The organism is Pseudomonas sp. GW460-LB5, assembly GCF_059423245.1.
Genome location: NZ_JBWKXT010000007.1, coordinates 126143 through 145961, shown reverse-complemented (window position 1 = coordinate 145961; position 19819 = coordinate 126143). Strand labels below are relative to the sequence as shown.

The 19819-nt window shown below is 59.2% G+C and carries 18 protein-coding genes; 16 read left to right on the top strand and 2 right to left on the bottom strand.

Features of this window, described 5'->3' with window-relative positions; genetic code table 11:
- Positions 1–127 precede the first annotated feature (127 nt).
- From AC07XM_RS07310 to AC07XM_RS07300, 3 genes are read left to right on the top strand one after another with little or no spacing between them, the layout of a single operon-like run.
- On the top strand, positions 128–1543 hold the full coding sequence (locus AC07XM_RS07310; RefSeq protein ID WP_102688967.1) for an aminotransferase-like domain-containing protein: 1416 nt from the start codon (positions 128–130) through the stop codon (positions 1541–1543).
- An 11-nt stretch (positions 1544–1554) separates the two neighbouring features.
- Positions 1555–2817: an NAD(P)/FAD-dependent oxidoreductase gene (locus tag AC07XM_RS07305; RefSeq protein WP_102688966.1), complete on the top strand. Its 1263-nt coding sequence runs from the start codon at positions 1555–1557 to the stop codon at positions 2815–2817.
- Between the two features lie 12 nt (positions 2818–2829).
- Positions 2830–3183, top strand: coding sequence for a RidA family protein (locus AC07XM_RS07300; protein ID WP_102688965.1), 354 nt, complete (start codon positions 2830–2832; stop codon positions 3181–3183).
- A 305-nt stretch (positions 3184–3488) separates the two neighbouring features.
- Here the strand turns inward: AC07XM_RS07300 and AC07XM_RS07295 are convergent, their stop codons facing one another.
- Positions 3489–4469, bottom strand: a complete 981-nt coding sequence (locus AC07XM_RS07295) for an IS5 family transposase (RefSeq protein ID WP_102688964.1) — start codon at positions 4467–4469, stop codon at positions 3489–3491.
- A 249-nt stretch (positions 4470–4718) separates the two neighbouring features.
- Between AC07XM_RS07295 and AC07XM_RS07290 the strand changes: the two genes are divergently transcribed.
- Both AC07XM_RS07290 and uvrB read left to right on the top strand, forming a co-directional pair.
- Positions 4719–5150 carry a DUF488 domain-containing protein gene (locus tag AC07XM_RS07290; protein WP_023628836.1) on the top strand — a complete coding sequence of 144 codons (432 nt, stop codon included), beginning with the start codon at positions 4719–4721 and terminating at the stop codon, positions 5148–5150.
- Between the two features lie 375 nt (positions 5151–5525).
- Complete coding sequence (gene uvrB / locus AC07XM_RS07285; protein ID WP_023093409.1) at positions 5526–7502, top strand: excinuclease ABC subunit UvrB; 1977 nt, start codon at positions 5526–5528, stop codon at positions 7500–7502.
- 150 nt (positions 7503–7652) lie between these two features.
- On the opposite strand, the gene AC07XM_RS07280 is transcribed toward uvrB, so the two are convergent.
- Positions 7653–8558, bottom strand: a complete 906-nt coding sequence (locus tag AC07XM_RS07280) for a LysR family transcriptional regulator (RefSeq protein ID WP_023093410.1) — start codon at positions 8556–8558, stop codon at positions 7653–7655.
- Between the two features lie 154 nt (positions 8559–8712).
- Here AC07XM_RS07280 and AC07XM_RS07275 point away from each other — a divergent pair, with 154 nt between their 5' ends.
- The 11 genes from AC07XM_RS07275 (at position 8713) to nhaA (ending at position 19809) form a co-directional block, all read left to right on the top strand.
- The gene (locus tag AC07XM_RS07275) at positions 8713–9120 is read left to right on the top strand and encodes a ketosteroid isomerase-related protein (RefSeq protein ID WP_017514126.1); all 408 of its coding nucleotides are present in this window, start codon (positions 8713–8715) and stop codon (positions 9118–9120) included.
- 1 nt (position 9121) lies between these two features.
- Positions 9122–9730, top strand: a complete 609-nt coding sequence (locus AC07XM_RS07270) for a GNAT family N-acetyltransferase (RefSeq protein WP_023093411.1) — start codon at positions 9122–9124, stop codon at positions 9728–9730.
- On the top strand, positions 9727–10617 hold the full coding sequence (locus AC07XM_RS07265) for a carbon-nitrogen hydrolase family protein (protein WP_023093412.1): 891 nt from the start codon (positions 9727–9729) through the stop codon (positions 10615–10617). Before AC07XM_RS07270 ends, AC07XM_RS07265 begins: the two co-directional genes overlap by 4 nt.
- Before the next feature lie 282 nt (positions 10618–10899).
- Positions 10900–11175 carry a formaldehyde-responsive transcriptional repressor FrmR gene (gene frmR / locus AC07XM_RS07260; RefSeq protein WP_023093413.1) on the top strand — a complete coding sequence of 92 codons (276 nt, stop codon included), beginning with the start codon at positions 10900–10902 and terminating at the stop codon, positions 11173–11175.
- Between the two features lie 59 nt (positions 11176–11234).
- The gene (locus tag AC07XM_RS07255) at positions 11235–12344 is read left to right on the top strand and encodes an S-(hydroxymethyl)glutathione dehydrogenase/class III alcohol dehydrogenase (RefSeq protein WP_011871467.1); all 1110 of its coding nucleotides are present in this window, start codon (positions 11235–11237) and stop codon (positions 12342–12344) included.
- Positions 12345–12387: 43 nt separating this feature from the next.
- Complete coding sequence (locus tag AC07XM_RS07250) at positions 12388–12786, top strand: VOC family protein (RefSeq protein ID WP_023093414.1); 399 nt, start codon at positions 12388–12390, stop codon at positions 12784–12786.
- 182 nt (positions 12787–12968) lie between these two features.
- Positions 12969–14303 carry a DUF3422 family protein gene (locus AC07XM_RS07245; protein ID WP_023093415.1) on the top strand — a complete coding sequence of 445 codons (1335 nt, stop codon included), beginning with the start codon at positions 12969–12971 and terminating at the stop codon, positions 14301–14303.
- Between the two features lie 58 nt (positions 14304–14361).
- Entirely contained in the window at positions 14362–15192 is an 831-nt protein-coding gene (fghA, locus tag AC07XM_RS07240; protein ID WP_023093416.1) for an S-formylglutathione hydrolase, read from the top strand.
- Positions 15193–15210: 18 nt separating this feature from the next.
- Positions 15211–16518, top strand: coding sequence for an NAD(P)/FAD-dependent oxidoreductase (locus AC07XM_RS07235; RefSeq protein WP_023093417.1), 1308 nt, complete (start codon positions 15211–15213; stop codon positions 16516–16518).
- Positions 16519–16569: 51 nt separating this feature from the next.
- Complete coding sequence (locus tag AC07XM_RS07230; RefSeq protein ID WP_023093418.1) at positions 16570–17883, top strand: replication-associated recombination protein A; 1314 nt, start codon at positions 16570–16572, stop codon at positions 17881–17883.
- 60 nt (positions 17884–17943) lie between these two features.
- Positions 17944–19809, top strand: coding sequence for a Na+/H+ antiporter NhaA (nhaA, locus tag AC07XM_RS07225; protein WP_023093419.1), 1866 nt, complete (start codon positions 17944–17946; stop codon positions 19807–19809).
- Positions 19810–19819: the final 10 nt, after the last annotated feature.

The window sequence follows — 19819 nt, the reverse complement described above, 5'->3', positions numbered from 1 at the left end:
TTTTCGTCCAATGACGCTGTAGGTGCCTGGAAAATTGCAACTTGCCGCGGCTGCACGACAAGTTGATCGGAGCATCCTTAGGGGGGTACAATCAAGACGAAACAGAATAATCCTCTACAGGATATTTATGAGCATCTTTGAGCTACTGCTTACTGAAATTGATCACTCGCGCAGCAGCACTGAACCCATGTATGTGCAGCTGGCCAAAGCTATATCTAGTGCAATCAATTCAGGGCGAGTCCGGCCTGGGGAACGCCTCCCTCCGCACAGGGAGCTTGCCAGCCGACTCAACGTCAACATCACGACGATTACCCGCACCATGTCGATGCTGCAGGAGGCTAATCTTGTAGATACGCGCCCAGGCCGGGGCACAGTAGTCTGCACCCCGCCTCCCGACCTTCGCCTACGAGGGGCGCAGTTTCAGCCGGCGTCCACAACTATTGCAGGACTGATCGACCTCAGCATCAATCGCCCAGCGACTGATGCTTACAATCACGTGTTGGCATCTATTCTCCCCGAGCTGCCCAGTGATCCTCGGTTTAGCTCTATGAAGGATTACCATCTGTCAGAGGGGCCTGTGTGGGCTCGAGAGGCAGCGGCATCTTGGTTGCGCTCAATGGGCGTAAGCGCCAGCGCACCCCAGATCGTAATCTGCGAAGGCGCACAGCACGGCCTATCTCTGGTGCTACGTGCCATTACCAAACCAGGTGAGACCATACTTGCCGATGAAGTCACTTACCAAGGTATCTCCTCATTGTGCCGTACGCTCGGCCTCAACATCGTAGGGGTTGGGTCAGACGCTAGAGGAATGCTCCCTTCAGCACTTGAGCAAGCATGTGCCGAGCACTCGGCACGCCTAGTATTTATAGTCAGCTCTATTCATTGCCCCACCGCGGTAACGCTTGATGAGGAGCGCGGGGACGAACTGCTCAAGATCATCCGCAAGCATGACCTGCTGCTGCTGGAAGACGACGTGTATCGGCCGATATCCGATGAGGCTCAACGCCCCCTTGTTTGCCGTTATCCTGAGCACACTATCTACGTAAGCTCTATGTCGAAATGTATTGCGCCTGGCCTTCGAATTGGTTTTATCCTGACGCCACCAAGCTTAATCGTAGACATTATTGATAGCATTAGAGTGAACTGCTGGAGTATCTCTCCGCTGTCCGCGCTAATTGCCACATGCCTTATTGAAAGCGGTCGTGCCCGCGACTTGGTCATTGTGCAGCGCGAGGAACTGCGCGCACGACAAGCATTACTTCGCACGCACCTCACCGGGCTAAAGTTCAATAGCAGTGCGACTGCACCTCATGCATGGCTGCAACTGCCCGATCATTGGAGTGGCGAGGCGTTTTGCCAAGCCTGCCTAGACAACGGCATCATCATCCTGCCCGGCTCCGCGTTCAGTCTCTCTCATGAGCGCGAACCTAATGCCGTTCGCATTAATCTTTCAGCGGCACCCTCACGTGAAAAACTTGAGCATGCTCTGGGTGTAATCGCTCGCTTAATACGTCAGACACCAACCAGCGCACCTAATGATTAGTGGAAGAGCTAATGAATAAGATCCAACGCAGTGAGATTGTGGTCATCGGAGGGGGCGCCGTCGGTGTGGCTTCTGCACTTTGGCTGCGCCGAGATGGGCACCAAGTAACATTAATAGAGCCAGACGATATTGCAGGCGGGGCATCCTATGGCAATGCCAATACACTTGCCGAATATGCCTGCACGCCCATTGCCCAACCCGGCGTATGGGGCGCAATGCCCCGACTCTTATTCTCTCAGGAGTCACCTTTCGTGGTGCGCTGGTCGCGTCTACCAGAGCTTATGCCATGGTTGCTGCGCTTTCTTGGCCAGTGCACGCCCGTGCGTGCGCGTACAAATGCCGAGGCGCTAGCGCGCCTGCTTAGCCAGACGTATACCGGGTATGAGCCACTGCTCGAAGACGCACCCAAAGCCCGGGCGATGATAAACAATAATGGCTGCTTATATGCGTACACGACTGACGCTGGATTCAAAGGGGCCCAAGCCGATATAACACTACGCAGGGAGCTTGGCGTCGCCCAGGAAGTACTCGACCCTCGGGCCTTGGAAAGCCTTGAGCCCATGATGACAGGCAAAACTGTCGGAGGGGTTCTATTTCCCGAGTCTTGCCATTTGCAAAACGTCCAAGGTTTTATTCAAGCGCTCGCTGAGCCCCTCATTAATGATGGAAGCGTAATCAAGACGAAAGTCTCTAAATTGCAATCCAGAGACGACGGCATATTTATTGAGTGCAGTGACGGTCAGCAGTGGCTGGCGGATCGCGTCGTGCTTGCTGCAGGGGCGTGGTCAGCGCAACTCACCGCACAACTCGGCGAGCGTATTCCACTGGGAACCGAGCGCGGTTATCACATTGAGTTTGATCTTGATGAGCCACTTTTCACCCGCCCAACGTGCCCAGTAGAGAATGGCTTTTATCTATCTCCGCTGAGTGGCGGGCGACTCCGCGCTGCAGGCACTGTAGAGCTAGCAGCGCTGCGCGACCCTCTAAACCCGGCACGTATTCGTTATATCGAAGAGCGTGTTCGTAAAATTGTCGACACTGATAAACCAGTCGCACGTACTTGGCTTGGCTTCAGGCCGACGATGCCTGATTGCGTACCTGTCATTGGCCCTAGCCGGAAAGACCCACGCGTGATCCATGCATTCGGTCACCAGCACTTAGGTATCACCCTTGCAGGCATCACTGGCCAGCTCGTGAGTGCCTGCGTTCGCGGGCAAGCCCCCGACTGGCTAAATGCTTATTCTGCAGCTCGTTATCGCCGATTATTTAACTAAAGGAAGCATTACATGTCTGTTCAACGCAAACACATCGGTACTCGCATGAGCGAGATCGTTATTCATAATAATACTGTCTACTTGGCCGGTCAGATCGGTACACCAGGAGCCAGTGTTGCCGAACAAACTCGCGAAGCGCTGGCCGAAGTAGATCGCCTGCTTGCAGAAGCAGGTTCATCTTCAAAGCACATCTTACAAGCGATCATTTGGCTTGCTGATATCGCTGACTTTGCCGAAATGAACAGCGTATGGGATAACTGGGTCGCCCCCGGACACACCCCAGCACGCGCCTGCGGCGAAGCGCGCCTGGCTAATCCAGGACTTAAATTTGAAGTGATCATCACCGCCGCTATTCCTGCGGCGTGAGCAGTTTCTAAATTAATTTAAAGCGTGCAAAAAACTTGTTTAAACGCTCGATTTAATTCTTAGATATTGCCCGTTGTACTTTCAAGGCAAACACGTCGTTAAACACCCATCCGTCTTATATGTTGGTGCAGCTTAACGACTGTTTGCCTTGTTTGCTAAGGATGGTCTGAAGTAGTCATGTATTTCTGGCTAACTTCAGCCTCCGCCGATTTTGAAAGCGGCAAATCGATCAAAAGCGATCAGATCACCCGCTTATTTCTGTGTTTTTAGCCGCCGCAAGCACCTCGCGGCAGCCATTCCCCGCATTACAGGCGCACCTCTCCCGCATTCGTCAGTAAATGTCTGCGCGCCATCCACAGATTCGACAGCGCGAACAGTGTCACCAGTTGCGCCGTGTTCTTCGCCAGGCCACGGAACCGCGTCTTCACATAACCGAACTGGCGCTTGATCACTCTGAATGGGTGTTCGACCTTGGCCCGAACCTGCGCCTTGGCCTTCTCGATTTTGCGCTTGGCTTTGTATAGAGCGCTGCGCTTGCCCAGTTTCTTGTAGGTGCTGCGGCGTGCCGCCACCTGCCAAATAACCTTCCGGCCATCATGCTCCGGACGCTTTTCGACACCGGTATAGCCCGCATCGGCTCCCACCATGTTTTCCTCACCGTGCAACAGCTTGTCGACTTGGGTGATATCCGCCACGTTGGCCGCCGTGCCCACCACGCTGTGCACCAGGCCGGACTCGACGTCCACGCCGATATGGGCCTTCATACCGAAGTAGTACTGCTGGCCTTTTTTGGTCTGATGCATCTCCGGGTCGCGCTTACCGTCCTTGTTCTTGGTCGAACTCGGCGCATTGATCAGCGTGGCATCGACAATCGTGCCTTGGCGCAGCGACAACCCTCGGTCGCCCAGGTAGCCATTAATCACGGCCAGGATGCCCGCGGCCAGCTCGTGTTTCTCCAGCAAGCGACGGAAGTTGAGGATAGTGGTTTCATCAGGGATGCGCTCCAGGCTCAGCCCAGCAAACTGGCGCAGGATGGTGGTTTCGTACAGCGCCTCTTCCATCGCCGGATCGCTGTAACCGAACCAGTTCTGCATCAGATGCACTCGCAGCATCGCCATCAGCGGATAGGCCGGACGACCACCATCACCCTTGGGGTAATGGGGTTCGATCAAGGCAATCAACCCCTTCCACGGAACCACCCGATCCATTTCGATCAGGAATAATTCTTTGCGGGTCTGCTTGCGCTTGCTGGCGTACTCGGCGTCGGCGAAGGTCATCTGCTTCATCGGAAAACTCAGCGGGTGGAATCCGGGTATTTTGCCAAAATCAGGAAGTCTTCTTCAGAATTTCCCTAAGCTCTTGAACTGTTCGGGTCGTGGCCGTTGAAGCGGCGAGAAAATGGAGCCTGCCATGGCCGTTGTGGCGCAGCTAGTACACCATGCCCCCAGCGTTTCCTTAGCTGCGATTGACGGGCATGCCTGGCGGTAGCTCAATAACAGCCATTTATGGATGAAGGAACGAGGGGAATAAGGCAGATGAAAATATTCACGATTGGATTCACTAAGACCTCCGCGCGGTCCTTCTTCACCAAGTTAAGTGCTTCTGGTGCCAAGCGCCTTGTCGATGTTCGCCTGAATAATGTTTCGCAATTGGCCGGCTTCGCTAAACGCGAGGATCTTCGATATTTTTCCGAGGCGTTGTGTGGGATGGAATATGAACATCTACCAGCACTTGCTCCAACCAAAGACATGTTCGAGGAATATAAAATAAAAGGGGGAGATTGGGATATCTACGCCAGGAAATTTCTGGATTTAATGTCGTCCCGAAGGATTGAGTCAATCGATAAAGAAAAGATTGATAACAGTTGCCTGCTTTGCAGCGAAGACAAGCCCCATCACTGCCATCGGAGGCTAGTGGCCGAGTACCTTGCAGGCAAATGGCCGAATGTTGAGATCGTGCATCTTTAGAGGGGCGACGTAGCTCCACGTTTCCAACGCCTCGTCTGGAGGGCTAAGAGAGACAAAGGCGCGTATCGGCGGGAGCCGGCGCCACACATTGGGCGTACAGAGCAACCTCGCCCGCCACGGCTCGATGTCGGCGCTCAACGAGGCGAGTGGCTCTAGGTGCATTGGCAGACGGGCCGTTGGCTGACGTCGTGGCGATCGGCGGATATGCACTGGGAAGCCCGCCCATGTGTTGGGCTATCATGTTGGCGACGCCTGCGCCCAGGTGGGGCGCGGCAGGATCGCCGTCATTTACACCCCAGTTTGGTACTGCTATAGGTCTTCTGAAATAGCCGATACATCAGGACAAATTGAAGTAGCTCAATTAGGAGATATCTAATGTCAACCGGTATGTTTATTCTGCACTCCAACTATACGCCGGCGGGGGACCAGCCAGAGGCGATAGCGCGCCTGCTGTCGGACATAGAAGACGGTGCGACGCACCAGACGCTGAAAGGTATCACCGGCTCAGGTAAGACCTTCACCATGGCCAATGTGATTCATCGTCTGAAGCGGCCTACGTTGATCTTGGCTCCTAACAAGACGTTGACCGCGCAGCTTTATGGTGAAATGAAGCACTTCTTTCCTGAGAACGCGGTCGAGTACTTCGTTTCCTACTACGATTATTTTCAGCCCGAAATCTATATGCCGGGCACCGATCGTTTCATTCCAAAGGACTCGGCCATCAATGACCACCTTGAGCGCCTGCGCCTGTCCACGACCAAATCCTTGATTGAGCGTCGTGACGTGATCGTCGTCGCTTCGGTGTCTTCAATCTACGGCCTGGGTGATCCAGATGCATACCGAGCGCTACAGATCGCTCTGTCCCCTGGGGTCAAACTAAACCAGAGAGAGCTAATTCGTCGCTTGGCTTTGCTGCAATATGATCGCACGGAGCGCACTCTCAAGCGTGCAACGTTCCGCGTCCAAGGTGATGTGATTGACATTTTCCCCGCTGATTCCGAGTACAGGGCGGTTCGGGTGGAACTGTTGGATGACACTGTTGCGTCTGTCCAATGGATGGACCCTGTTACCGGCAAGACGTTGGGAGAGATAGACCATTATTTGGTTTCGCCAAAAACGCTTTTCGCACCGCCCACGAACAAAATAGATTCCGCGTCCAAAAAGATACTCGCTGATATGGAAGAGCGGGTTGCCGAGCTGAACAGGAATAATCGCTTGGTCGAGGCAAACAGGCTGTACGAGCGGATCACGCATGACGTGGAAATGATGCGCGAGGTCGGCTATTGCTCGGGGATGGAGAATTATTCCTGCTACTTCAGCGACCGAGACGCAGCTTCTCCTCCGATCACGTTGCTGGATTATTTGCCGAAAGACGGGCTGCTGTTCGTCGATGAATCTCATGTCATGGTGCCACAGATATCCGCAATGTACCGGGGGGATCAGGCGCGCAAGGACACGCTGATCGATTACGGGTTCCGTTTGCCTTCATCGAAGAACAACCGGCCATTGAACTTTGACGAGTTCGAGAAGGTCAAGCCTCAGACCATCTTTGTTTCCGCTACTCCGGGCGACTACGAGCTGAGGGTGTCGAAAGGCAGGGTTGTCGAACAGGTTATCAGGCCAACGGGACTGCTTGACCCCAAGGTTGAAGTGCGGAAAGCGGATGGATACATAGATGACCTGCTTGCCGAAATATCGAAGTGCGTGAAGAGAAAGAATCGAGTGCTTGTGACTACGCTGACGAAGGTCAGTGCAGAAGAGCTAACGGATTTCTTGACGGACAACGGGATTCGAGCGCGCTACATGCATTCGGACATAAAAGCGGAGGATCGTGTTGAGATCATCAATGGCCTGCGCGCAGGAGAGTTCGATGTTTTGATTGGGATTAGTCTTTTGCGCGAAGGGCTGGATATTCCAGAGGCATCATTGGTTGCCATTCTCGATGCAGACCGTGCAGGGTTCTTGCGTTCGGCCCATGCGCTCATTCAGATGATCGGTCGAGTCGCTCGGAATGAAAACGGCAAGGCGATCTTGTACGCCGACGCGGTGACGCCGGCGATGAAGCAGGCGATCGATGAGACCAATAGGCGCAGGCAGCTTCAAATTGCCTTTAACGAGGAAAATGGGATTTCTCCAGCCTCGTCTGTGCGAAAACTAGCAGGGGAAGAGACGAATACGGAGGAGCCCACCGTTCATTCCGAGGCTTTCTGCGAGAACTTGTCCGACCTTTGCGATCAGATCACTGCCAAGGAACAGCAGCTACTCGAATTTACCGATACCGGTGACGAGCAGCGCGTCGAAGACATTCGTCGTCAGTTGGATGGGTTGTACCGGCAATTCATTTACATCTAATCGTTCGCCGGCATTGGGTTGCATGGCCGACCGATCTGCACCTGGGGCAAGCGGGCAGACGGTCGGCTCATCATTCAACCGGAGGGGTGAGCCGCCGAGGCTCAGTGCCCCGCTTTCCAAGGTGTTTGCCCTACAGCGTCTTGCGACGTGTCAGCGCAAAGCTGGCAACGATCCAACGGCGACCAGCATTTCATCAAATACCGCTCGAACCCTTCCCGGAATGGGGCCACGCTGAGGCCGATAGACGTACAACCCCCATGCCGGAGGTTCTTCGTTCTCCAGCACTCGCACGAGCTTCCCGCTGGCAATGTAGGGGGCGGCCATGTAGTCCGCCAGTTGCGCGAACGCGATCCCGGCCAGCGCCGCTCCCATTTCCATGTCGGCATTGTCGGCGACGAGAGTGGGTGCGGTAGGTGTCCACTGGCGTCCCGCCTTGAAGTGCCAAGGCCAGGGACGGCCGGTATTGATATCCAAGGCCACGGTAACTGGCAGGCTGCTTAGCGCATCGATGTTTGCAGGTACGCCCACTTTCTTGATCAGGCGCGGAGCGGCAACGATGGGGAGTCTCATGTCGGCGGCCTTGCGTGCGACGAAGCGGCTATCGCGCATGAATCCGACCCTGATCCCGACGTCAATCCCTTCGTCAACCGTATTGCTGATGCGATCGGACAGGCGCACATCCAGCGTGATGCCTGGATGACGCGCGGCCACGCGCTCCAGTGCCGGTAGCACCGCTCTGGCGCCCAAGCTGTGCGGTGCGGTGATGCGAACCGTACCGGACAGAGAGGCCTGCTGGTCGGAGCCAGGCGGTCGCCACAGATCCTCGAACCGCTCCAATGCGGGGCGCACTTGGTCTAGCAGCCCTTCGCCGAAGGCGGTGATGCGCACCTGGCGCGTGCTTCGATGAAACAACACCTCGCCGTAGTGTTGCTCCAGTTGCTGGATGGCACGGGTTACACCTTGCGGAGAAGTCCCCAGCCGGACGGCCGCATCGCGAAAACTGCTGCTTTCGGCCGCCACCCGAAAGATGCGCAGTAGTTCCATTTCCTTGTTCATGACGCACGCCTCATGGCCGGTTTCGCTGCTCGTTAATTGTTCCAGATTGTGGAATTATAAAATCGCAACAATTCCATATACAAGGGGAGCGCGGTTGCCCAGACTGACAACACCCCGGAATGCTCCGCTCCGAACAACCCAACAAGGAACGCGAATGAACGCTGCGACTCTCATCACTGCCTACTACGACGCCTTCAACCGCGGCGACCGCGAGGCCATGCTGTCAATGTTGACCGATGACGTCGCGCACGACTTGAACCAGGGCGCTCGTGAGGTCGGTCGCGAAGCCTTCCGCGCCTTCCTGCAGCGCATGGACCGCTGCTATGGCGAGCAACTGCGCGGGATCGTGGTGATGGTCAGCGCCGACGGCCTGCGTGCAGGCGCGGAGTACGTGGTGCATGGCGAATACAAGGTGACGGACGACGGGCTGCCGGAAGCCCAGGGCCAGCGCTACGTGCTGCCGGGCGGCGCGTTCTTCGAGATCCGCGATGGCAAGATCGCTCGTGTCACCAACTACTACAACCTCGGCGACTGGATCGCACAGGTTGGAGGGGACGCCTGAAATGACCAGCGACGTGCAGGTGCTGGTTCGTCGTGGCGCGGACATTGCCGAATGGTTCGATGCCGTGGCAGGCCTGCGGGCGAGCGTCTTCCGCAGCTTTCCTTACCTATACGAGGGCGACACCGAATACGAGAAGCACTACCTCGCCATGTACGCCCGTTCGGCAGACAGCCTGCTGGTACTCGCGCTCGCTGATGATGTGGTCGTGGGTGCGTCCACGGGGTTGCCGCTCGGCGATGCGGAGCCGGCCTTCCATGTGCCGTTCGCCGATCGAGGAATCCCGGTGGAGGCAGTGTTTTACTGTGGCGAATCAGTCCTGCTCCCGGCCTTCCGGGGCCTTGGCCTGGGCCATCGCTTCTTTGACGAGCGCGAAGCGCATGCCCGTTCGTTGGGCGGCATGCAGTGGGCATCGTTCGCGTCGGTGGATCGTGCAGACGACGATCTCCGGCGTCCTTCCAACTACCGCAGTAATGACCCCTTCTGGACCCGTCGCGGCTACGTGCGGCAGTCGGACATGAAGGTTACGCTGCCCTGGAAGCAGGTGGGTGAGCCGAGCGAAACCGAGCAGACGCTCACGATGTGGCTGCACTCCCTGGAGAACGCGAAATGAAAGTAGCAGTTGCGAAATACTCAGTGGGTCAGCCCGCGGACTTCGAGGCATTTGCTGCGCGGCAGCGGCTGGCTCTGGAGGAGGCGCGCCGTGGCGGGGCGGAACTGGCCGTGTTGCCCGAGTATCTATCCCTCGAACTGGCTGCAACGTTCGAGCCTGGCATCCGCCATGATTTCAACGCCTCTCTGGCCGCGCTGCAGGCCTTGCAGCCTGCGTGGCTGGCACTGTATGCCGACCTGTCGCGCGAGTTGTGCATGACCATTCAGGCCGGTACGTTTTTGACCCAGGTTGGATTGGACCGCTACCGCAACCGGGCTTGGTGGTTTGCGCCTGACGGCACACGCGACTACCAAGACAAATTGCAGTTGACGGGGTTCGAGAAAGACGCCGGCGTCATCGAGGGTGGCGACGAACTCAAGGTGTTCGATTTGAAAGGCGTGCGTGCCGGCATCGCTGTTTGCTATGACAGTGAGTTTCCATTGCCCGTGCGAGCCCAGCGAGAGGCGGGAGTGCGCCTGCTGCTGGTTCCGAGCTGTACCGACACCCAAGCAGGTGCAACCCGGGTCCGTGTGGGCTGCATGGCGCGGGCACTGGAGAACCGAATGTTCATCGCGCAGGCCGTGACGACCGGAGCTGCTGACTGGAGTCCGGCGCTGGACACGAATACTGGCGAGGCCACGATCTATGCACCCATGGATCGCGGATTCCCTGAGGACGGCATTCTCGCGACGACGTGCGGCACGCAGGCATGGGCAATCGCAGATCTTGACGTCGATGCGCTCGAACGAAACCAGGAACAGGCCCAGGTTGCCGTCGATCGCGACTGGGACGGCCAGATGTTGCCTGCACTGCGGAAGGCTCGGTACTCGGGTCGTCAGGTCGCCTAGCCGGTCTCATCTTGATAGCTTCAGCTCGATGAGTCGGCTTAGATAGATCATGTCTATCTGCGCATAGATTTTTCCAGTTTGACCAGTTTTGAACTTGCCCCGATGCTGTCGGTACATGCAAGAAATATTCATTGATTTGAATATTTTGCGCTTCTTGGGAACAAACCTGTACTAGCCTGTAAGAGTGCTCGAAGAGCACAGAATTTGTGGCGAAGTTCGGCCGCATATACTATGGGGGAGTATTGTATAATGCGGCGGTGTACCCAAGTTGAGAGGTGTTCGATGCCACATAGCCCGGAAGAAAAGAAGCAAGCCCTGACGCGCATCCGGCGCATCAAAGGTCAGGTCGCGACTCTTGAGCAAGCGCTCGATGCAGGTGCGGAATGCCCTGCAATTCTTCAGCAGCTTGCGGCCGTTCGTGGGGCAGTCAACGGATTGATGGCGACCGTTCTGGAGAGCTATCTGCGGGAAGAGTTTCCCCGTAGTGACATCAGGAGCGATTCGCAGAACAAGTCCATTGACGAGACCATCTCTATCGTCCGCTCCTATCTGCGGTAGAGGCACCAGGGTGCCCTCGGTGAGGGCAAATTTAGTTAGCTAGTAAAGGAAGCGACATCATGAAATCACGTGCAGCAGTTGCCTTCGGGCCAGGAAAGCCGCTGGAAATCGTCGAGATCGACGTCGAGCCGCCGCGCAAGGGCGAGGTGCTCATCAAGATCACGAACACCGGCGTTTGCCATACCGACGCCTTCACCCTGTCGGGCGACGATCCGGAAGGTCTCTTCCCGGTCGTGCTGGGTCATGAAGGTGCGGGTATCGTCGTGGAGGTGGGTGAAGGTGTGACCAGCGTGAAGCCTGGCGATCACGTCATTCCGCTCTACACCGCCGAGTGCGGCGAGTGCCTGTTCTGCAAGTCCGGCAAGACCAACCTGTGTGTCGCGGTTCGCGCAACCCAGGGTAAGGGGCTGATGCCCGATGGTACGACTCGCTTCTCGTACAACGGTCAGCCGCTTTACCACTACATGGGTTGCTCGACCTTCAGCGAATACACGGTCGTCGCCGAAGTCTCGCTGGCCAAGATCAACCCGGACGCCAATCCCGAGCACGTCTGCCTGCTGGGCTGCGGTGTGACCACCGGCATCGGCGCCGTGCACAACACGGCCAAGGTACAGCCCGGCGACTCGGTGGCCATCTTCGGCCTCGGCGGCATCGGTCTCGCTGCGATTCAGGGTGCGCGCCAGGCCAAAGCGGGCCGCATCATCGCCATCGATACCAATCCGGCGAAGTTCGAGCTGGCTCGTACCTTCGGCGCGACCGAATGCCTCAACCCGAAGGACTTCGACAAGCCGATTCACGAGGTTCTGATCGAGATGACCGGCTGGGGTGTCGATCACACCTTCGAGTGCATCGGCAACGTCAACGTCATGCGTTCGGCTCTGGAAGCTGCCCACCGTGGCTGGGGCCAGTCGATCGTCATCGGCGTCGCCGGTGCCGGCAAGGAAATCTCGACCCGTCCGTTCCAGTTGGTCACCGGCCGGACCTGGAAGGGCTCTGCTTTCGGCGGGGTCAAGGGGCGTACCCAACTTCCGGGCATGGTGGAAGACGCAATGAAAGGCGAGATCGATCTCGCCCCGTTCGTCACCCACACCATGGGTCTCGACGAGATCAACCACGCCTTCGACCTGATGCATGAAGGCAAGTCGATTCGCACGGTGATCCACTACTGATCGCCCACTCTCCATTCAAAACCAACCACCAAGGAAATTAACCATGTCCAATCCTGTCATTTCCGGCGACGGCATCTTCTCGCACGTCTTCATCGGCGCCGCCGACGTCCAGAAGTCGGCCGCGTTCTATGACGCCGCTCTGGGTGCTCTCGGCATCAAGAACCTCGGTCCTTTCGGCAACGGATGGGTGCTTTTCGGTCGCGAAAAGCCGGCTTTCATCATCGCCCGTCCGGGCAATGGTGAAGCGCCTTCCAGCAACGGCGTGACGATCGGCTTTGCTGCCGCCACTCCCGCCGAAGTGGATGCCTTCCACGCCGCCGGCCTTGCCGCAGGCGGCACCGACGAGGGCCAGCCTGGCGCACGTGGTCACCTGCCGGGTGCCTATGCGGCCTACCTGCGTGATCCGGCGGGCAACAAGGTCTGCTCGTACACCTTCGTCTGAAAGCTAGGAAGCTGAGGGCGTTCTGAAAGGGTCAGCACAAGCCTCTACACGGCGAGCCTATTAGACGGACCGTGTAGAGCGGTGCCTACTCATGAAGATCGGCCCGCAGCCATGTGCGAAACGCATGGCTGCGGGCATTTGCTTTGAAGCGTGTTTTTCAACCAAGAAGAAATGAGGTCGTTATGAAAGAGCCGGCCAACATCAATACGACGACCGTACAACCTGCCCCGACCGCCACCGTGTACGGCATGCCGGCCTACACCGATCGTGCTGCCGCCGTGGGGGAAGTGCATGCGCGCCCGCATCTCTTGATTCAGGCCCCTCGCGGCATATTGCAGCTCGCTTTCATGACCGAAGGCGACCAGGCCAGGGATCAGATGGCGATGAGCGAGTTGTCTCATCGCTTCGGCGTTGCCGAGCCCGACCATGCTACGCCGCTCCACGGTGTGACATGGGATGAAGGAGACCTGCACTGCGAAAAGCACACCGAGTTCTCGACGTATCTCTGGTGCGCTTCCCTAGATTCCGAGACGGGAGAGCCGTGCGGCGAAAATCCGTTCAAGCATGGATTTGTTCCTCCCGGCCCGGTCGTATCCGGCATCCGTTTGAGACTTCTTCCGTGGACGCCGGAAACGGAGAAGGAGGTCGATCGCTTCGATCCTGCCAGCCTGTGCTACTCGCTGGTGGAGAACGGCTCTGCCGCCATCCTGACCGATTTCCGACAGGATGCGGATGGCCTGACGCAGATCCTCGTCCTGGCCCGCGATTTGACCCCGGCGCGGGCGGGTGCGCTGGCTCAACGTCTGCTGGAGATCGAGACTTACCGCACCTTGGCGTTGCTGTCCCTGCCGTTGACACGATCGATGACGTCGGAACTGCGACGCATGGAGTCGCGCCTTGCGGCGATCACCGACGAGATGTGTACGAGCTTGGTGGAACGGCGCGACAGCGACGTGCTGCTGTCCGAATTGACCGGCCTGGCTGCCGAGCTGGAAGCTGGCGTTGCGGCGAATCTCTATCGCTTCGGCGCCAGCCGTGCCTACTACGAGATCGTCGAGGAAAGGCTGGCAGCGCTTGCGGAAGAGGCCGTATCCGGGTACTGCACCTGGGCGGATTTCCTGCAGCGTCGCATCGCTCCCGCCATGCGGACATGCCAATCCGTAAAGGAGCGCCAGACCAAGCTCTCCGACAAGCTGACCCGGGCCATCGCGTTGCTGCGTTCCTGGATCGACGTCGAGCTTGAACGCCAGAACCGCGATCTGCTGGCTTCGATGAACAACCGGGCCAAGATGCAATTGCGCCTTCAGCAAACCGTCGAAGGCCTCTCGGTCGCGGCAATTTCTTATTACGTCGTGAGTCTTCTCGGCTACTTGCTCAAGGGCATTCCGATGGTTCACGACAGCGTGGCGCCGGTGATGGCGGTTCTGGTGCCTGCGGTGATGCTGACGATCTGGTGGATCGTGCGCAGGATCAGACACGCCCACGGCGACACGGCAGCGGAAGAGAAATCTTCCTGACGAGCTGCCGTCCTGGCGCGCGAGAGCTGCGCCGTTCCTTTGAACATAGGAGAACACCATGGAACGCATCGAACATCACGCCAGCTTTGATGGTTGGCAGGACGTTTATCAGCATGAATCCACGACGCTCGGTTGCACGATGAAAGTCGGCGTCTATCTGCCTCCGCAGGCACAGCACGGCAAGGTGCCGGTGCTGTACTGGCTTTCAGGCCTCACCTGCACCGAGCAGAACTTCATCACCAAGTCCGCCGTCCAGCGCTACGCAGCCGAACATGGCATTGCCGTCGTCGCGCCCGATAGCAGCGCTCGCGGCGAAAGCGTTGCCGACGATCCCGCCTATGACCTCGGACAGGGGGCGGGTTTCTACGTCAACGCCACACAGGAACCCTGGGCTGCGAATCATCGGATGTATGACTACGTCGTGCAGGAACTACCGGCGCTGATCGAGGCCCACTTTCCCGTGACAGCGGAGCGGAGCATCAGCGGCCACTCCATGGGGGGACACGGTGCTTTGGTCATCGCCCTGCGAAACCCGGGCCGTTATCGCAGCGTCTCGGCCTTCTCGCCCATCGTCGCTCCCACCCAGGTTCCCTGGGGACACAAGGCCTTCGAGGCGTATCTGGGTAGCGACCGGGAGGCGTGGAAGCAGTACGACACCGTGGAGCTGATTCGCACCGTGCAGGAGCGTCTGCCGCTGCTGGTGGATCAGGGCTTGGGCGACGAGTTCCTGGAGAGTCAGCTTCAGCCCGATCTGCTGCGCAAAGCCTGCGACGAGACGGGACACCCGCTCACGTTGAATCTGCGCCCGGGCTACGACCACAGCTACTACTTCATTGCCAGTTTCATTGGCGAGCATATGGCACACCACGCATCGGCGCTGAAACGCTGAGAGAGAGGAGATCAGGTCATGACAAAGACCTCCAAAAATCGACATCACGTCGTCATTATCGGAGCGGGCTTCGGCGGGATCGAGGTTGCCAACCAGCTTGCTGGTGCCGAGGTCGATGTGACGATCATCGATCGGCGCAATCATCACCTGTTCCAACCCTTGCTTTACCAGGTTGCAGGGGCGTCACTTTCGACATCCGAGATCGCCTGGCCTATTCGCTATCTCTTCCGCAATCGCCCGGAAGTGAACACCTTGATGGCGGAAGTGGAAGGTATCGACCAGGACGCGCGTCAGGTCATTCTCAACAATGGCTCGCGCCAAACCTACGACACGCTCGTACTCGCGACAGGTGCTACCCATGCCTATTTCGGACACGACGAATGGGGGGCTTTCGCGCCGGGGTTGAAGACGCTGGAAGATGCCACGACCATTCGAGGCCGAATTCTCGCGGCCTTCGAGGAGGCCGAGCGCACGAGCGATCCTCAGCAGCGTGCCGCGCTGCAGACGTTCGTCATCATCGGTGGTGGTCCCACCGGGGTTGAATTGGCCGGAACCATCGCCGAGCTGGCGCGAGACACGCTGGCGCGTGACTTCCGCTCGATTGACCCGAGCACGTCGCGGGTTGTACTGATCGAGGCGGGCCCGCGTCTGTTGTCCGTCTTTCCAGAGGATCTGTCGGCCTATACGCGCCAAGCACTCGAAAAGCTCGGGGTCGAGGTCGTGCTGGGTACGCCGGTCACCGAATGCTCGGCCGACGGCGTGGTGTATGGCGGCAAGCCCCTTTCGGCCAAGACCATCGTCTGGGCCGCCGGGGTCCAGGCGTCTCCCGCGGCCCGCTGGCTGGGTGCTGCGTCTGATCGTGCGGGTCGAGTGGTCGTTGGTCCCGACCTGACGGTGGCCGGCCGCCCGGAGGTCTTCGCCATCGGCGATACCGCCTCGTGCACCATGGCCGATGGGAAGTCCGTACCGGGCATCGCCCCCGCCGCCAAACAGCAAGGCAAGTACGTCGCCAACCTCATTGGACGGCGTTTGAAAGGCAAGCTCGCTGACGGGCCTTTCAAATACCGGCATCAGGGGAACCTGGCCACCATCGGCCGCAGCCTGGCCGTAATTGACATGGGGCGGGTTAAGCTGCGTGGAGCCTTTGCGTGGTGGATCTGGAAGCTCGCGCATATCTACTTTCTGATCGGTACGCGAAATCGTCTCAGCGTCGCGTTGAGCTGGGTATGGAACCATAGCATCGGCTACCGCGGCTCTCGCATCATCATGCATGCGATTAGCGACAAAGAGCCCACGGCGTTGGATAAATCCGGCTCTCTGGATTGAGGTGCCCACCTTATCGGAACGTCAACTATTAGAAATGCCAGGGAGAGGAACTTGACCGATCTATTCACGACAAAGCCCAAGCCTCCCTTGGCCGAACTCCTGCGGCCCAAGACGCTGGATGAATTCGTCGGGCAACGGCACTTGCTCGGCCCCGGCAAGCCGCTTCGTCTCGCGTTCGAGGCGGGCAAGTTGCACTCGTTCATCCTCTGGGGGCCGCCAGGCGTGGGCAAGACCACCTTGGGGCGCCTGGCCGCCAGTGCGACCGACAGCCGATTCATCGCCATCTCGGCCGTGCTTGCCGGGGTGAAGGACATCCGGCAAGCCATCGACGAGGCCCAGGCAGAACTGGACAACCATGGTCGATCGACGGTGCTTTTCGTCGATGAGATCCACCGCTTCAACAAGGCGCAGCAGGATGCCCTACTGCCCCATGTCGAGTCGGGGCTCCTGACCCTGGTGGGGGGGACGACCGAGCATCCGGGGCTGGCGGTCAATTCCGCTCTGCTCTCGCGCGCGCAGGTCTATACCCTCGAACCGCTGTCCGGCGACGAACTGAACCAGCTCTACGAACGCGCACTGCCGCATCTCCAGGGCGTCACGTTGGACGCGGACGCGCTGGATCTGCTCAAGGGCTTTGCCGATGGCGATGGCAGGCGCTTCCTCAATCTGCTTGAGCAGGTGACGAATGCTGCGTCGGGCGCTGGCAAGACCGTGGTCGATGGCGAGTTCGCCAGGCTGTCCACCAGTCCATCGCTGCGCAGGTTCGACAAGGGCGGCGACGAGTTCTACTGGCAGCTCTCAGCCTTCCACAAGTCGCTACGGGGCTCCGACCCTGATGCGGCCCTGTATTGGCTGGCCCGCATCCTCGACGGTAGCGGCGACGTCAGCCAGGTGACCCGCCGCATGGTGGTAGTGGCCAGCGAAGACATCGGCAATGCCGACCCGCAGGCGCTGCAACTGGCGCTCAATGCCGCGCTGGCTTATGAGAGGCTGGGTTCCCCCGAAGGCGAAATACCGATTGCCCACGCAGCGACCTACCTTGCTGCCGCCCCCAAGTCGAACGCTGCCTATGCCGCCTGGAACAAGGCGAAGGCCTTCGTCAAGAACAGCGGCTCCCTGCCTGTGCCTCTCCATCTTCGCAATGCGCCGACGAAGCTGATGCAGCAGATGGGGTATCACGAAGGCTACCGCTACGCCCATGACGAGCCCAACGGCTATGCCGCTGGGCAAAGCTACTTTCCCGAGGGCGTGGCGCGGCCGGGCTGGTATCAGCCAACGGACAGAGGTGTTGAGCGCAGGCTGGGAGAAAGGCTTACTTGGCTGCGCTCGCTGGATGATGGGACGCTGCCAGAGGCGGACGCCTGACCGGTCGCCTCCGAAACCGGCTCATCGCGACTTCACGAACTACAGGAACAGGATAAGAACATGTCAGCCACTTCTTTCGGTGCATCCTCGGCGAATATCAGCCGGGGACGCGTTGCCCGCTATCTGCGCACGGAGTCTGGTGCTGCGGTGCTGCTGGTGATCGTCACGGTCGTGGCGCTGGCGTGGGCGAACTCGCCGCTATCCGATGCCTATTTCGCGTTGTGGCACCTGGACGTCGGGTTTGACTTCGGGCCGCTGGGCCTGCACATGGATCTGCATCACTGGGTCAACGACGGCCTGATGGTGGTCTTCTTCTTCCTGATCGGCCTGGAGGTGCGTCAGGAGTTTGCCCACGGATCGCTCAGGGACCGCAGCCGTGCCCGTCTCGCTCTGATCGCGGGTGTCGCAGGTGTCGTGCTTCCCGCGCTGGTGTATGTCCTGATCGTGGGGCTGGCCGGAAGTGAGGGCCTGCACGGGTGGGGGGCGGTGGTCGGCACCGATACGGCATTCATGCTGGGCACCCTGGCGATCGTCGGCCCGCGGCTATCCGGTCAGTTGCGCGTGTTCCTGCTCACCCTGACCGTGGTCGATGACTTCCTCGCCGTGTCCATCATCGGCATCGTCTATAGCGAGGAGATTCGGATCGTCCCGTTGTTGATCGCCCTCGCCAGTCTCGTTGCGTTGTGGTGGCTAGGGCGCACCCGCCAGTGGCGGGCAATGCCGTATGTGCTGATCGTGATCGTGCTGTGGCTCGCAACCGTGTACTCCGGCATCCATGCCTCTCTCGCCGGGATGGCCGCGGGGCTGCTGATCCCCGCCTACGCGACGCAACGTCACAAGGTCGTCGCGGCAAAACAACTGTTCCGCGACTTCTGGCAGTCTCCGAGTGCCGCATCGGCCCGCGCGGTGGACTGCGGGCTGTCCCGGGGTATCTCGGTGAACGAGCGATTGCACGAGTTCCTGCGGCTGCCGACGGCGCTGCTGATCGTGCCGGTGTTCGCCTTGGCGAACGCCGGAGTGGACGTGCGTGGCGGGCTGCTCGCCGAGGCCTTCGGCTCGCCAGTCACGTGGGGCGTCATCGCAGGGCTCGTGCTCGGCAAGCTCCTGGGCATCGGGCTCATCACTCTCGTCGCCGTCCGTCTCGGCCTGGGCCGGCTGCCCGAGGGCGTCGGGGTGGGGAGCGTGTTCGGTGGTGCGGCACTGTCCGGGATCGGGTTCACCGTGTCGCTGCTGATCATCGGGCTCGCGTTCGGCACGACCTCCGACCTGGGCCGCCAGGCGACGGTCGGCGTGCTCGTGTCGATGGTGTTCGCCACGTTGCTCGGGTGGCTGATCTTCAAGGTCGCCGCCCAGCGGTGGGGTGAGAAGACCGCTGACCTGCCGATGGTGCTTGAGCCACCGGTCGATCCGGAGATCGATCACATCCGCGGGCCGGAGGACGCCCAGCTCACACTCGTCGAGTACGTGGACTTCGAGTGCGCGTACTGTGCGCACGCCACCGGTTCGTGGGACGATCTGCGCGCCCACTTCGGGGACGACCTGCGGTATGTGGTGCGCCATCTGCCGCACCACCCGCACGGGCCGATTGCCGCGCGGGCGTCCGAGGCAGCGGCGAACCAGGGGATGTTCTGGCCGTGGCTGGACTTCGTGTTCACCCGTCAGCATGCGCTGGAGCGCGAGCATCTGATCGGCTACGCCGCCGAGCTTGGGCTCGACGTCGAACGGTTCATCGCGGATCTCGACAGCACCGCGGTGATCGAGCGTGTCGAGCGCGACCTCGCCAGTGCGGTCGCCAGCGGTGCGCACGCCACGCCGACGTTCTTCGTCGAGGGTCGTCGTCTGCGCGGCAGCTACGACGCCCGCACTGTCACCGCGGCGCTCGAAGCCAGTCGCCGCGGCCCCCGAACTCAGGAAGTCCCGTCCTGAGCGGGACGAA